The sequence below is a fragment of the Methanolobus sp. ZRKC3 genome (assembly GCF_045291275.1).
Taxonomy (GTDB): domain Archaea; phylum Halobacteriota; class Methanosarcinia; order Methanosarcinales; family Methanosarcinaceae; genus Methanolobus.
In genome coordinates, this window is the sequence record NZ_CP146982.1 from 867,818 (window position 1) to 882,398 (window position 14,581).

A 14,581-nucleotide genomic window follows, 5' to 3' on the forward strand; every position below is an offset into this window, starting at 1 on the left:
GAATTAATGCTATTTATGCATCCATTCCATTCTTTTCTGATACCTTAAGCTTATTAACCTCTCTTTTCATTAAGATCACTGCCACAACGAATCCAAGGAAATCGGATATTGGGAATGATACCCATATGCCTGTAAGATCCATGAACATGGGTAGTATGAATACAAGTGGTGGCAGGAAGAAGACCTGTCTTGAAAGCGTGATCATTAATGATTGTTTTGACCTACCCAGAGACTGGAGCAGAGCCATAGCCACTACCTGACTTCCTATGAATGGCATCATGAGAAAACTTATTTTTATAGCTGGTACTCCCATTTTTATTAACTCAGTATCGCTGCTGAAAACCCTGAATATCTGCTCCGGGATAATGAAGACAACAATGACGCTCAGCATACACATGGCAAATACGATGTAATTTGAAAGAGAGACGGCTTCTCTAACCCTCCCGAAGTTGTTGGCACCATAGTTGAAACCGAATATTGGTTGTATCCCGTGTTTGATACCTATGATAGGCATCAGGGTGAGCATGAATACCTTGATGATTATCCCAAATACTGCGATAGCCATGTCTCCTCCGTATATCAGGAGGCTCTGGTTCAAGAGAATGAAGACCACACTTTCAACCGAATTGAAAATAAATTCGGACATCCCTATGCCTATGGTTTCCCGGGAAATAGCAAGATCTGGCATCAGGTATCCGAGTTTGAATGGGACCATGCTCATACTGCTTGCATAATAGTAAATGACCATTACAGAACCAATTACCTGTGAGATGACAGTGGCAACTGCAGCTCCCATAATACCCATGTTGAACTCGAAGATAAAAATTGGATCCAGTATTATGTTCACAACACTTGAGAATAACATGATCGCCATTGCAAACTTGGCATGTCCCTCTGCTCTTATTGCGTTGCTCATTGCCGCAGAGAACGTAAAAAATATGGTTCCCATGAGAATGTATTTCGTGTATTCCTTCGCAAAGGGAAGTACACTCTCAGAAGCCCCGAATAAGCTCAGAAGGGGGTCGATGAATATCAGCCCCAGTATCGTAAATATCACACTCGATATAACAACCAGAGTGACCATGTTAGCAAGGGTCTTCTCAGCCTTGGTGGAATCCCCCATACCCAGGCTTCGTGAGATGATAGATGCCGCTCCAATGCCTATTCCCATGGCTATGGCCATCATGAGCATCTGTATAGGAAATGCGACGGAGATTCCTGCAATCCCAAGAGCACTATCAGCACCCAGTCCCCTTCCCACGAATATGGTGTCCACCAGATTGTAGAATGCCTGCACAAGCAATCCCACGATCGCAGGGGTCGAGAGCTTGAAAATAAGCTTTCTTATGCTCTCCTTTGCAAGCATGTCATGTCTTTCGCTCTTCATGTACGGGACTCCAGAATGATGGTAAGTTGTTAGGGCTTCAGCAAAAGAACCTGTTTCTATTTAACCATTGACAGTTTCAATTTTCAATATCATGCCCCACAATATGAATATAAAAATAAGGTTTATGCCACAAACCCATTATTAATCTAGTAAAGCCCAACCTTCCGAGAATTGCCACATGTCAGGATACTTTCTTTTTGCTCTTCAAAAGAAGATCATCCCGTACCTTTGGATAACAACTATCTACAATATCCGTACTACCCTGCATCTTCAAAACCTCTGCATCAAAATGTACTGCAAGCTCGGAAATTTTCTCATTGAATTCTTTCTCAAATTGCAGACCGGTATCTAACTGTATTACCCTGCCTATCTTTTCAGTGAAAAATGAATTGCAATTCTTTCCAACCATATCCGTGGTCATATTTCCGGCGCTTTCCCATTTCGCAGCCCACATGGGAGTGAAGAAAAGAGTTGCAGCCTCATGCTGCCTGTTCAATTCTCTTTCATAACGTTTATTCCCACCAAATGCAATACTTATGCAATCATCCACGACATTTCCATCACTATCGCTGAGAAGATACAGTTCACATTCAAGTCCTTCTGTAATCTCTTCAATGCCTTTAAGGGAATTACCGCAAAGTCCGTAGAAAAGAAAGATACCATCAGAAAATCCAGTCATGGAAACTATTTGTTCCTCTACGCCTTCCCTGAGCAGATGATGGTCCCTATGAAGGCCAAGCTGCATGATCTTGACAACTACTACCAGGTCAGAATTATCCTTTGATCTGAGAATACGGGATAGAAAACTGCTGCCTGATCTTTTTCCCCTATTACCCAGAAAGTTTTCAACCCTGTCGATGGGAGTTTTTGAAAAAGGTATGTTCAACAAGCGTAGCTTCTTTGCAAGTCCCATGGATTCAAGATCATCCACAAGAATTATCCTGCTGTTTTCCCGATATTTTGCAAGAACATGCGTTATCTCGTCTTCAAGTATCTTGCAGCCTACAATGCTTAGAACGGGCATGTTTTCACCAAAATATCCTTCAATTACGTTATCCAGACGAGTTGTATAGGTTTAACTGGAAATACAACCTGACACTAGTATTAATCAGTATGTATTAATATACTTTAAGGTTAGTATTGTGTACACTGGCATTAAAAACTACACTTTAATTACCAAAATGGTCATTCCAATATATCAAACCATCCGAAAAGGGAGACAATGCATGAAAATGGAAGCTGGACGCCCACACTTACAAAGTAACGAAATATCAGGAGAAGAGCAACTATATTCCGGAGAGCTTGCTGAAATAAAGGCTGAAATAGCATCCTTGAATCGTGTTGTCACAAGAGTTGTTGAAAATTCAAACCGGCAACAAATGAATATGATGGTATCCGACATCAGGGACGATATATCCCGGCCGATGCTTAATTACATGCTCAATGACACTAGGGAAAACCTTGATTGCATGAACGCTGAATGTGAGATGAATGGGGCATGCAGACCTGCTTTTGAAAGTATTCTTCAGCAGATGTTATTGCACCTTCTCGACGACAATGTTGATGAAAACGTATTGATGGGTTACCAGCAAAGTTTCAATGATCTAAAAGCATGTGCACCAAAAGATGAATGTGAAAAATGTGTAGTCAACGCCACCAGGGTCTTTGACAAGCAAATGGAACTTTTACGCACATTCTCCAATATAAAGGACAGTAGGAAAGAGACCGGAAAATGTGCAAGTATTAGTACACTCTCAGAAGATGTGGTCAACAGCATATGCGAGCCCCTGGCAAACAAACAAAGATTATTGATAATGAAATCACTTGTGAACGAAACCAGAAGTTTCTCCGAATTGTCAAAGCTCACAGGCCTTCGTGGAGGAAACCTGTTGTTCCATCTCCAGAAACTGCTGGATACTGCTATGATACTACAAAGGAACGAACGTGGAGACTATATGATAACATCAAAAGGGCAGACTACTTTACAGGGACTAGCCGACCTATACTCTGAAATAGAAAAAAGGTGAGATCGTTTCAATTCAAGGAGATGACATTATCCGAAGGACATTCATGCCCGATCGTATATATCCCCAGAATCTCCTTAGCCGTCTTAGTCCCAAGTTTTTCCTCAACATGTGCAAGAAAGACCTGTATATAGTGAGGTGGTACGCATCCCAGGCTTTCTTCACCGCTTCTGATCAGTGAAAGCAGGTAATCAAGATCATCATCACTCAATCTGGATATGCGCTTTTTAAAATCGTCGACATCCGTGGAAAAGTGGTTGGAAAGAGGCGGTAGTAATGACCTGTATGGTGCACTTGAACCGGAGCACTCAAGTCCGGCACATTCCGGTGCAAGCTTTTTCAGCAATTCGATATCCTTTTCAGATAGTTTACGTGGCAATTAAATCACCTGATATTGAAAAATAAAAGTTGTTTATGCATAAATGCGGTTTAAATGTTGAAAAAGATTTCCGTGCAGTGATTGGGAAATTAGGACATTGTTATCTTTGGATCTGCAAAAGCTCAACATTTTTCTCGAAAACTCTTGAACAAGTAGTATTTTCCCTGAGAGCTGCATTTGCACTTTCAAGTTTAAGCTTAAGTTCAAGAACATTATCTTCCAGGGTCTTTATGTAGGTGAATTGCTGCTCTATCCTTGCATTGAGTTTTTTGATATTAATGTGCTGCCTCTGGATATTCATGTGTTTTCCAATATCTTTTACAGTCTTCTTTTTAAGATTCTTAAGCTCATGTTCTCTTGACCTCAGTGAATCTTCCTCTGAAGATAATTGTTCACGCAATAATTTATTGTACTCACGGCCACGTTCGATCTTTTCAGTTTCGACCTCAATATCCATCTCATGAGAGCTGATCTCTTTCTTCAAGGCAACAAGATCATTTATTTTCTTATTAATCCTTATCTCTGAATCTGCAAGTTTCTGCTCATTTTTTCGGGAGATGTCCTCATTCTCATTCAGGAGCTTCAGGTCTGCATCATACCGAGTCTTACGCTCTTCAAGATTTACGGACTCGATTTCGAAGCTGTCAATACGAGATTTGAGATCATTCTCTTTTTCAGAGAAGGCATCTTTTCTCTGCTCATAATCCCTCATGGCAAAGTTAAGCTCACCGTTCTTTATAACAAGTCCTTCATATTCCATGGAGATTAGTTGCTTTGCCTCACGTATCTTTTCGTATTCTTCAATCATCAAAGATTCTTCGGCTTTAATTTCTTCCTTTTTCAGAGCTATCTCGGCACGCTTTTGCTCTACTTCGTCAAGTTGACGGAAATACGTCGTCTTTACATCTTCCAGGTTCTGAAGCTGGTTCTGATAGAATAATTCCTCACTCACGTTTTCCCGACCTTTTGGATCTACTATAATAAGAACTAATTATGTAGACCTATTAAAGATTCATGTTCACACATTTCAAGTGTGAACAACAAATCAGGTTCTAAACATGCGATTGCTTTGTACACATTCGACCAGGAGTTTATAATACCCCATCGAAATAATGACCAGTGGTTGGAGTTTCGCGGTTGTTACCTCGCATTTTAGAAGGTTTTCCGGAAATGGCGTCCTTGTATGCCTTTGTGAACTCAGCAACCTCTCTCCTGCTGTTCAAGGACAGATCGAGGCGTAGCACATCTGCACCGGATGTCATTACTTCATCTATATGATCAAACATATTGAGAACTTTTGAGTGATATATCAAAGTACGGGTACCACTACGCCTTACAGGAAAACGATCATCGTTCTTGTCGATAAGATAGACATCACTATTTCTCTTCAGCATGTTCTGATCAGCAACTGGTTTTAGCAGATCGTTCTCAGTTACGAGCAACAGTTCCCTGCCATGAATAACGATCTCAACCTGCTTTTGCGGATATTTGCCTTCAAGGCTTCCGGATATGTCTTTTATCTCATCCAGGTTCAGTTCTGTTGAAAGCGTGACCCTGCATGCACCTGAGTCGAAAAAGTTAGAAACTGTAGCTGCATTGAAAATATTCATATCTTTCTGGACAACATAATCCATGCCCATTTCCTTTGCAAGCTCAATGGCACCAAGATCGGAACATGTAACCTTAAAGCCGGCACCATGCACTCGTTTCATAAGTCCCTCAGTCTCCATAAGCTCATTGTCAAAGCTTACCTGAGGAGTCATGAAAACAATTTCCACGTTCTTTTCTGCCAGTTCCTGAACGCTTATCTCGCTTCCACCGCTGACAAGTGTTTCAAACCACTCAATAGGCATGTAAACAATATCCGCACCCCCATCAATAGCACTAGGCAGGAACTTTGGTCCATTAACTTCAACACCCAGGAGAGGTTCCTTTGAGGATGCATCAGTATCAGGATTACTTACAGATGATGCGTCAGAATCTTCAATTAAAGGCTTCTTTTCTTCATGCTTATAATTTTCAAGCACCTTTTCCTCAAGCAGGGAAGTAGCCTGGCGTCTTGCACCCGTAAGTACACCCATCGGTATGAAGATATTTTCATCTGCATCGACCTTGATAGAATTACTGATATAAGGCGTATCACCAAGTTTGGTGATTGCCTTGATTATCTGCTCTTTGGTAGTAGGTGAGCTCTTTGCATCCTGAACCACATACTCATCTGTGAAAGTTATTTCACCACGTTCTTCCTTAACTGCGACAACAACAGGTTTTCCGTTCTTTGCAGAAACTCTGATATCCAGCGGAACGCCACGTAATTTCTGTTTCTGTAACCTTTCAAGGAGCGCAGTATCGGTGGAAAGATAGACTTCATCATGATTTCGTACTGCCTTGGCGGTCTTTGTACTTATCTCGAGTGTTACCCTCTCTCCTGCTGAAGCTTCTGTGACTTCTTCACCATGGAATTTAATTGAGTTTATCTTGCAGCCAAGCATCTTGGCCTGAGTGAATATTGCAATACCATCTTTGTCAGTGATATCCTGATGCAATATGACATCCAGCCCTGTATTGCTCTTAGATGGACTGATCCTCTGCACTTTTCCAAGGAAAATTCCGTAATTGGAACTATATTTCTGATGAGTCACATCATCTTCTTCAAGAACAAAACCCTTCGTAAATCCCCTGTAGAACAGTTTTGTAAGTTCAGCTTCACGCTCTTCCATGTCCTCAGGGTAAAAGTTCTCACCTGTGCTGCATATCCTGTCCACAGCATCCTTGTATATAGTTGAGCTTGCAGTCACGTATTCCGGTCTTTTCATCCTGCCTTCTATCTTAAGGCTCTTGACGCCTGCATGCACCAACTTTTCGATCTCAGGGAATGTGCAAAGCTCGGCACAACTGATGGGATATTCCCCTATTATCCTGTTACTGATCTCTTTCCCATCGACCATTACCTTATACTTACGCCTGCATGGCTGGATACATGCACCCCTGTTTGCACTACGCTTGCTCAAAAAGCTGCTGAAAAGACACCTTCCTGAATAAGAATAACAAAGCGCACCATGAACAAAGAGTTCCACATCGATATTACTCTTATTTATGATGTCACTGACCTGATCAGAGCTTAGTTCCCTTGACAGGATAACTCTTGCAGCACCTGCTTCTTCAATAAAATCAACACCCTTTTTGTTGTGTATGGTCATCTGGGTACTGGCGTGCAATGGCAGGTCAGGATATGTTTTCCTGAGCAAGCTCATCAGGCCAAGGTCTTCCAGGATGATCGCATCTATCCCATAGGAATAGGCTTCATCCACCACGTCAAGGGCTGTCTGGAGCTCGTTCTGTTTTATCGGAATATTCAATGCCAGGAATACCTTGACGTTCCTTAAATGTGCAAGGTCGATGGCATCTTCCAGCTCATCCAGTGTGAAATTCTTTGCACCCTGTCTGGCATTAAGATCTCCGACTCCGAGATAAACAGCATCTGCTTTTCCTTTCAGTGCACCAAGTAAGGAATCCATATCACCTGCAGGTGCAAGGATCTCAGGTGGCTGACATGTATGATTCTTATTTTTTTTCTGCATCATCAAACTCTCATTTGTATAATATCCAGTCTCTGATTCGTTCTGTCAGCTAGATACGAGGATATAGTTTAAAACCGTTCCTTAATACTGACAACCACCTTCAATAATGAATTCAACTGTGACCCAAAAAACTATATCAATGTTTAGTCAAAAATAAATTAAGGGGACGAGATATGCCATTCAAAATAACAAAAAGTATGACACAAATATTCTTTTTCTTTTTGTTCGCCTTTCTCTACGTACTGATATTCAATTTATACTGGATGTACGTAAATCCCGGAACTTTCACATTCGTTCCCGGAACCTTACTTGTAGGCTTGCTTGGCTATTGGTTTGGAGGATACTTTTACATTAAATATTTCTGATCGTGATCTTGGTCAAACATAATTTGCTTTCACTAATAATTCCTTAGAGGATTAGTTATTTATCGTAACATTCACCATTTGTTTTCATGAGTTGGTATGTTATAGATGCAGTGGACAGAGCATTCGATCGAACAAAAAAGTGCCTGTTAGAACCATTCGACTTCTGGAAATGGCTAAAGCTTGCCATAATAGTAATGCTCATTGGTGGAGGAGGTTCAAGTTTCAATGGTGGAGGAAATAACTATTCAGCCAGCGATTCGGACGTTTCAGGAGCATCAGACTTTTTTCACGAAATGTTCGGAGGAATATCGTTCCCCGACTTCTCTGAACCCAGTATGGCCTTAATTATAGCCGCAGCGATCTTGTTCATACTACTTATACTGGTCTTTGCATACATTTCCAATGTAATGGAATTTGTACTTGTGGAATCACTTGTAAGCAATGATGTCAGATTCTGGGAATATTCCCGCAGATACCTTGGAAAAGGGTTGAATCTCTTCCTGTTTCGTTTTATAATCGGACTAATTATTCTCATTCCCATAATCCTGGTAACAGTACCATTGGCTTTTATTGCATTTGCTGACACTAGCACCCAGCCTACATTTACATCCATGATGGCACTTCTGCTGATACTCATTCCACTCATCCTATTGCTGGTAATACTCAGTGCCATTATCCAGTCCTTCGTCAATTTGTCAATACCCGTATCCATATATACTGAAATGGGCATATTCGCATCCTTCAAAACAATACTTAGAAGGTTTAAAGCGGACTGGCAGCAGATCCTGATATACTGGCTTGGAAGGATAGTCCTTGCAATTGCCGTTGGAATATTGGTGGCTATAGTCGCCATTATTGCGATAGTTCTACTAGCTTTACTAGCTCTGATCATAGACGGAATAATCTATTTTGTGCTTGCAGCCATTCTTCGGGAAACAGTTGTATGGATAATACTGGCCCCATTGCTTTTCGTCCAGTTACTGATATTCATACTCTTGATGATGCTGATATCTATGCCAGCAAGAGTATTCATGAAATACCACATGCTTTCATTCCTTGAACAATGGTATCCGGAAAGTCACATACCAATTTTTGACATCATGTATCATACTGAAGATACATCTGAACACATGCAGATCTAAGAACAGCGAGAATAAAAGCACTATCGAAAGGGAAAAATGAAAACGATCATTCTCGCCTCTGCATCACCTCGGAGAAAAGAACTCCTGAGCCAGATAATAGGAAACGATTTTCTGGTATGCACTAGCTCATATGATGAATTCCACATTGGCAGCCTGACACCCGAAGAACTTGTCAGGCACCACTCCCTTGAGAAGGCAAGGGATGTTGCAAAAAAATATCCAGATTCTATTGTGATCTCAGCAGATACTGTGATCGTACTTGACAATGAGATACTCGGAAAGCCGGATTCAGCAGACCAAGCAAGAATAATGCTCAGAAAACTTAGCGGGAGGAAAATGCAGGCCATCACAGGTCTGACCTTGCTGGATGTCGGAAAGAACGAGGAGATTACCGAATCCGAGATTACCTATGTCTGGATGAAGGAACTCTCAGAAGATGAGATAGAAGCTTACATTCGTACAGAGGAACCTTTTGGAAAAGCCGGTTCATTCGCAATTCAGGGATTGGGAGCACTCCTTATTGAAAAAATTGAAGGCGACTTCTTTAATGTTGTTGGCCTGCCTCTGTTCAGGCTTGGAAAGATGCTTGAAAGGACAGGCATCACTGTTCTGAAATAGTTTTTTGCAGTCTGAAACGAAAAGAATGGATATTACCCATTCCTTTTACGCAGCACACTAAATGCAAGAATTGTCATCACTCCCATTAATGCTATACCAAAACCTGGAGCTGGTTCTTCTTCTCCTTCTTCTTCAACCACCTCTTCATCCACCGGAATATCTGATTCAAGAAGCGGGTAAATGACAGGATCATTGGTCCTCAGGTCATGAAGTTTTACAAAATAATCGGTTTGAGTACTTGTAAGACTTTTTCCATCTGAAAGTACGTCTATCTTAAATTTGTACATATCTTTTGCAGGGAGTGTCATTTGCAAACTCGCCCTCGTCCTTTGTCCGGAATCAAGATTTGCAACGATGGTGCTGCCGGTATATTCAGTATATGGATCAGAAATTGCAGTAATCACCACAATTACCTTATCTACTTCCACAGCTCCCTCATTGGTTATCCCGGGTGCTACATTGACAATAATATCCTTGCCATAATTTGTAGCTTGTACTGTTTCTACTGACAGATCTGTTAATCGTATATTAGGGATCAAAGAGTTACGATCTCCAGTCAGCGTGACAACAGTATTATGATTACTCCTGGATACACCATCTTCAAAAAGCTCAGTTTCAATTAGCTGTTTTCCAACCATTGGTACATTGAAAATAAGTGATTTGTATGACTCAGACTCTGCTTTCAAATATCCGATGTTTTCAACACGTTCTGCGGTTATCAGGTTTGTCATCGGGTCCTTTGATATTACTTTCAGGGACATAGGACCCGTATCGGTGATTGCCGGATTGTTAATGTAAACAGTCACCTTCAGTTCAAAGCTATCATCAATGGAATTTGACACCACACCAACGTTGCTGATAAAAGGATTATCTGGGGTATCCCCTAAGTCCTGTTTCAGACAACCACTTACCATAGAAAAAACAATGACTGATACCAAAAAAAGAAGGAAAACAGGTTTCATGTTTCCCTCTACAATTTTACCGTCAGTAGAAGTTGCTGCTGGTCGATAACGTTGTCACCAAACATGAGACTTACAGTCACATCTGTTTCTCCGTTTGGAGCGTCATCATTGATAGGGATCTGTAGACCTTTGGTATAAGAGGTGCCTTTTCTTGCCATTGCCTGACCAACAACCATGGATGCCTGGTCTGCTATGAGTTTATTATCTACATCTACGACAACTGTCAACATCTCTGCGGATATCGTGGTTTGTCCCTCATTTTTGACAGAGAAACTGATAGTTGCATTTTCACCTTTTTTAAGCTCCCAGCTCTGGGAAGCAGATGTACGCAATGAGTCCATATCCTTGACAAAACCAAGGAATTGTAACTTTGCATCAGGCAAAATCGTAACATCGAAGGGAACTGACCCCGTACTTACTATTTGGTGTCCTTCTTCATCCATTCCTGAGAGGTAGCTGACTGTAAGGGTTGATTCATTTGTCTCGGTGTCAAACGCTGGAGCTGTAATCTTTGCATTAAGAACCAGGCGAACAGCCTCATTCCCAGCTTCTTTGCCAGGTGCATTCAATGAATTTGTTCCTGTCAGGGACAAAGGTGAGAATCCGGTAACTTTTACGTCATCTATTGCCTGTTCGTCATTATTGATTACAGAAATGGAAACATCCTGTTCATGAAATTCCTTTATTGTTATGGGTGTAATTTCAAGAGATACATTTTCAGGACTTGCGGGGTCCGATGTTGTCTCAGTTGACACGCATCCGGAAACAAGGACTAAGGCTAGTAATGATAATATTAGGATTATTTTTTTATTAAGGTCTTTCATAATTTTACCTCTGCATTAATTACTAGTCATTGCATTAAAAATTTATTGTTATGATACAAAAATTAGAACCCATATTACAAAAAAGATATATTAAACTAACAGTGCATGGTCGCAAGCTTAAAGTAACGTACTTGATACACAATTAATGTGGATAAGAGATTATTTCTACAATCTGATATTCCATAACCTAGGATGTCTTTTCAAGAGGTGTACAATGGAAAACATGACACAAAGAGAACGATTCATACGCTCATTGAAGGGCGAAACAGTAGACAAGGTTCCTGTCTGCGCTGTTACCCAGACCGGTACGGTCGATCTCATGGAACTTGCAGGTGCAAAATGGCCAGAAGCAAACTATGACCCTGAAAAAATGGCAACACTCGCCATTGCGGCTCATGAGTTTGCAGGTCTTGAGGCTGTTCGTATCCCATTTTGCACCAGTGTTATCGCCGAGACTCTGGGTTGCAGGTTTGATGAAGGTTCCTTTGATACCCAGCCATACCAACTGGATTTTCCATGTAAGAAAAAGGATGATGTACAGGATATCGCCATCCCTGATGATATTACAGAGACCCCTAGAATGAAGACCGTGCTGCAGGCAGCTGGGATAGTAAGAGAAAAGATTGGTGACGATATTCCCATCATTGCTGGAATGATAGGATCCGCAGCTACTGCATTTTACCTTTCAGGTGCCAATAACTATCTCATGTGGTGTATCACTCAGGAAGATATCTTCAAAGACTTGCTCAAGATAGGAACCGAGGTCTGTGTGGAATATGGGAATGCATTATATGAGCATGGGGTTGATTCAGTCGTCATGATCGATTCTGAGGCAGGCCCTGATATATTACCTCCAACTCTCTTTGAGTCATTGGTCCTCCCGGAGTACCTTTCCATAACGAGTAAGGTAGATGGACTGAATATTCTGCACATCTGCGGAGATTCTTCTGATATTCTTGACCCCATGGCTGATTCCGGATTCAAGGGATTGAGCATAGAAGAAAAAGTGGATGTCAGGTACGCAAGGCAAGTTGTAGGGAAACGTGCCTCAATAATCGGAAATATATCTCCATCGGCAACATTGCTTGGCAAATCAACTGATAGCATAAAAAAGGAAGCAAAACAGTGCATAGAGGATGGTGTTAATATCCTTGCACCTGGTTGTGGTATAGCCCCTCATACACCTACCGAGAACCTGCGGGCCATGGTCGAGGCAAGAGATGAGTATTACCTTTAAAAAGTCTGCTTTGACCGCATGCTTCCAAAAAATAGTGTCAGATTGCTATCAAGCCATCTCGTCACTATCTTCAAAGATGTCATTGTAAGCATCAGTCCAGTTCAGCTGTGAACCTGCTGAGATGAACATTGCGACTGATATTGCCTCTGCGATCTCATCTTTAGTTGAACCGTTGTCCAGAGCACGCTGAGAGTGTATCTTCGTACAGCGCTCACACCTCATAAGCACAGAGGAAACAACGGCTATAAGCTCTTTTGTTTTTTGATCAAGTGCCCCATCCTTGAATATGGAAGCTCTCATCTGAGTGAACGTTTCAGCGGTTTCAGGTAATCTGTCAATTAAGAATTGCATTATAAATCTCCTGCATATCATTGACCGGATTTCTATATTTAATCTTTGAGCATGTTCTGATTACTTCTAAAATTAATTAAATGTAGATATAAAAACTTTGGTTCTAAGCTTTGTTTCTCAAATCTTATACCTTTCAGGAACATAATATCCAATGGGGTTGTGGACTTTGGGATATCATCCGTACTCAAGAAACTATCACCTGAAAATCTGGATTAAGAATAAGCATAGCAGTTTGCTTAATTTCATTTTTGATGTCAGATACTTCATTGCCTTCTATGTAGTAGGAGATATACTTACAACGGTCTTTGCAATAGAGAACGGCCTTGGTTTTGAAGCAAATACTATGATATCCAAGTCGATCGAACATTATGGATTCAGCATCCTTGTAGTCATTAAGATCCTGTTCCTATGCTTGTTCTATCTTGAGTACATTTATCTGGAAAAAAAACACCACCATCTGTTGTGGAATATTCTCAAGTATTCACTGAGTATTTTCGGGATACTCATTGTTGTGAATAATATGCTTGTGATCCTTGATTTTGCCAGCCCCATCTCTATCCTCTATTCATGGGTATGAAAGGATATTTACATAAGCTGGCAAAGGATGATGCGGAATGCATTCTGGCAAATTATTATCTTCTAAACCATTTGGACCAGTACGTATTTCTGATTGTAACTGAACTACTTTCAGTATTCAAATTTCCACTATCATCTTCCACAGTAAGCATTACTGTATATTTTCCTGAAGCAGCATATGCATGGGATGGATCGGATTTTGTGCTTGTGTAGCCATCTCCGAAGTTCCATTTGTATGAAACAATGTTTCCATCAGGGTCATAGGAGCCGGAACTGTCAAAATATATCCTCCTTCCGACCTTGCTTTTATAAGGACCATTGATACTGGCAATTGGTGCAACATCTGAAGAAAGAACCACAATGCTCGTTGATTCCTGATCTGAGAGATACTCGTCTTTTACCTCAAAGTTCAATAGGTGCTCTCCCACTTGGCTGGCAGTTGGAGCCCATGTAAATACTCCGGTAATTGGATCAAGTGAAGCTCCTTCGGGCAAAGAAACGCAGGAAAATATCAAACTATCATCATCTGGGTCAAATGCATCCAGATTAAATGATAAGGTGTTTCCTTCCCCTACCTGAAATGTTCCCGGTGGAGATAACACAGGTTTTGAATCTATGAGCACTCTGGCATTACTGACCTTGTAGGATGATGGTTGTGATAAGGAATTACTAAGGACTACATCTGAGAGGTCTATGCTCATATACCCTGTTGAACTGCCTGCAGTCATCTGCACCGTAGCTATAGTACCGGTTTCTGATACATGATGCGGACCAAGTGCTGCAGAGTACATGGTTGCATAACTTGCAGGGTCACTGTTAATATCTTTACTGAAAAAGGCGGATATTCCGTGCTTTGTGAAAAAATCACCTTCACCTATGCTGTCAACTATATACCCACTGCTTTCAAATAACAGATCGAACTGTGCACCTGATATAGGTTCACTGGGGATTATATTTACCTGGACTGTAAATTGTTCCCCGGGCTCCAGCTGATAAGTTGAAGGGGTTACTATTATCTCATTCACATCAGCACTTGCTGGGCCAATTAGTGAAAACGTTGCACATATTAATAAAAGAATAAGAGTATAACTAAAAGAGTACGTTTTTGTAAATATCATACCGACACCATCCGTCA

General features: G+C 41.1%; 14 protein-coding genes. 5 read left to right on the plus strand and 9 right to left on the minus strand.

Features of this window, described 5'->3' with window-relative positions:
* Positions 1–13: 13 nt before the first annotated feature.
* Positions 14–1,387 (minus strand): MATE family efflux transporter, encoded by a 1,374-nt coding sequence (locus V7O66_RS04375; RefSeq protein WP_406661757.1) that lies wholly within the window; start codon positions 1,385–1,387, stop codon positions 14–16.
* 181 nt (positions 1,388–1,568) lie between these two features.
* Positions 1,569–2,411: a DUF1638 domain-containing protein gene (locus V7O66_RS04380; RefSeq protein WP_406661758.1), complete on the minus strand. Its 843-nt coding sequence runs from the start codon at positions 2,409–2,411 to the stop codon at positions 1,569–1,571.
* A gap of 202 nt (positions 2,412–2,613) precedes the next feature.
* Between V7O66_RS04380 and V7O66_RS04385 the strand changes: the two genes are divergently transcribed.
* The gene (locus tag V7O66_RS04385; protein ID WP_406661759.1) at positions 2,614–3,414 is read left to right on the plus strand and encodes a winged helix-turn-helix domain-containing protein; all 801 of its coding nucleotides are present in this window, start codon (positions 2,614–2,616) and stop codon (positions 3,412–3,414) included.
* A 7-nt stretch (positions 3,415–3,421) separates the two neighbouring features.
* Here V7O66_RS04385 and V7O66_RS04390 read toward each other — a convergent pair whose 3' ends face one another.
* From V7O66_RS04390 to V7O66_RS04400, 3 genes are all read right to left on the minus strand, one after another.
* On the minus strand, positions 3,422–3,790 hold the full coding sequence (locus V7O66_RS04390) for a hypothetical protein (protein WP_406661760.1): 369 nt from the start codon (positions 3,788–3,790) through the stop codon (positions 3,422–3,424).
* Between the two features lie 100 nt (positions 3,791–3,890).
* Entirely contained in the window at positions 3,891–4,742 is an 852-nt protein-coding gene (locus V7O66_RS04395; protein WP_406661761.1) for a hypothetical protein, read from the minus strand.
* A 139-nt stretch (positions 4,743–4,881) separates the two neighbouring features.
* Positions 4,882–7,371, minus strand: a complete 2,490-nt coding sequence (locus V7O66_RS04400) for a DUF3656 domain-containing protein (protein WP_406661762.1) — start codon at positions 7,369–7,371, stop codon at positions 4,882–4,884.
* A 451-nt stretch (positions 7,372–7,822) separates the two neighbouring features.
* Between V7O66_RS04400 and V7O66_RS04405 the strand changes: the two genes are divergently transcribed.
* Together V7O66_RS04405 and V7O66_RS04410 are read left to right on the plus strand one after the other, a co-directional pair.
* Complete coding sequence (locus tag V7O66_RS04405) at positions 7,823–8,878, plus strand: hypothetical protein (RefSeq protein ID WP_406661763.1); 1,056 nt, start codon at positions 7,823–7,825, stop codon at positions 8,876–8,878.
* A 36-nt stretch (positions 8,879–8,914) separates the two neighbouring features.
* A complete protein-coding gene (locus V7O66_RS04410) occupies positions 8,915–9,496 on the plus strand; it encodes a Maf family nucleotide pyrophosphatase (protein WP_406661764.1) in 582 nt (193 codons plus the stop codon).
* Between the two features lie 32 nt (positions 9,497–9,528).
* Here the strand turns inward: V7O66_RS04410 and V7O66_RS04415 are convergent, their stop codons facing one another.
* Together V7O66_RS04415 and V7O66_RS04420 are read right to left on the minus strand one after the other, a co-directional pair.
* Complete coding sequence (locus V7O66_RS04415) at positions 9,529–10,458, minus strand: hypothetical protein (RefSeq protein ID WP_406661765.1); 930 nt, start codon at positions 10,456–10,458, stop codon at positions 9,529–9,531.
* Positions 10,459–10,466: 8 nt separating this feature from the next.
* Complete coding sequence (locus tag V7O66_RS04420; RefSeq protein ID WP_406661766.1) at positions 10,467–11,282, minus strand: hypothetical protein; 816 nt, start codon at positions 11,280–11,282, stop codon at positions 10,467–10,469.
* Between the two features lie 214 nt (positions 11,283–11,496).
* Between V7O66_RS04420 and mtaA the strand changes: the two genes are divergently transcribed.
* Positions 11,497–12,519, plus strand: a complete 1,023-nt coding sequence (mtaA, locus tag V7O66_RS04425; protein WP_406661767.1) for a methylcobamide:CoM methyltransferase MtaA — start codon at positions 11,497–11,499, stop codon at positions 12,517–12,519.
* 48 nt (positions 12,520–12,567) lie between these two features.
* Here mtaA and V7O66_RS04430 read toward each other — a convergent pair whose 3' ends face one another.
* Positions 12,568–12,870, minus strand: coding sequence for a carboxymuconolactone decarboxylase family protein (locus V7O66_RS04430; protein ID WP_406661768.1), 303 nt, complete (start codon positions 12,868–12,870; stop codon positions 12,568–12,570).
* Positions 12,871–13,102: 232 nt separating this feature from the next.
* Here V7O66_RS04430 and V7O66_RS04435 point away from each other — a divergent pair, with 232 nt between their 5' ends.
* Positions 13,103–13,447 (plus strand): DUF5658 family protein, encoded by a 345-nt coding sequence (locus tag V7O66_RS04435; protein WP_406661769.1) that lies wholly within the window; start codon positions 13,103–13,105, stop codon positions 13,445–13,447.
* A 55-nt stretch (positions 13,448–13,502) separates the two neighbouring features.
* Here the strand turns inward: V7O66_RS04435 and V7O66_RS04440 are convergent, their stop codons facing one another.
* Positions 13,503–14,471 (minus strand): PKD domain-containing protein, encoded by a 969-nt coding sequence (locus V7O66_RS04440; RefSeq protein ID WP_406661770.1) that lies wholly within the window; start codon positions 14,469–14,471, stop codon positions 13,503–13,505.
* Positions 14,472–14,581: the final 110 nt, after the last annotated feature.

What these genes read in the sequence shown, in the direction of transcription:
- V7O66_RS04400 (WP_406661762.1), bottom strand. Translation starts at nt 7,371, where the DNA reads ATGCAGAAAAAAAATAAGAATCATACATGTCAGCCACCTGAGATCCTT.
- V7O66_RS04420 (WP_406661766.1), bottom strand. Translation starts at nt 11,282, where the DNA reads ATGAAAGACCTTAATAAAAAAATAATCCTAATATTATCATTACTAGCC.
- V7O66_RS04410 (WP_406661764.1), top strand. Translation starts at nt 8,915, where the DNA reads ATGAAAACGATCATTCTCGCCTCTGCATCACCTCGGAGAAAAGAACTC.
- V7O66_RS04380 (WP_406661758.1), bottom strand. Translation starts at nt 2,411, where the DNA reads ATGCCCGTTCTAAGCATTGTAGGCTGCAAGATACTTGAAGACGAGATA.
- V7O66_RS04405 (WP_406661763.1), top strand. Translation starts at nt 7,823, where the DNA reads ATGAGTTGGTATGTTATAGATGCAGTGGACAGAGCATTCGATCGAACA.
- V7O66_RS04385 (WP_406661759.1), top strand. Translation starts at nt 2,614, where the DNA reads ATGAAAATGGAAGCTGGACGCCCACACTTACAAAGTAACGAAATATCA.
- V7O66_RS04430 (WP_406661768.1), bottom strand. Translation starts at nt 12,870, where the DNA reads ATGCAATTCTTAATTGACAGATTACCTGAAACCGCTGAAACGTTCACT.
- V7O66_RS04415 (WP_406661765.1), bottom strand. Translation starts at nt 10,458, where the DNA reads ATGAAACCTGTTTTCCTTCTTTTTTTGGTATCAGTCATTGTTTTTTCT.
- V7O66_RS04375 (WP_406661757.1), bottom strand. Translation starts at nt 1,387, where the DNA reads ATGAAGAGCGAAAGACATGACATGCTTGCAAAGGAGAGCATAAGAAAG.
- mtaA (WP_406661767.1), top strand. Translation starts at nt 11,497, where the DNA reads ATGGAAAACATGACACAAAGAGAACGATTCATACGCTCATTGAAGGGC.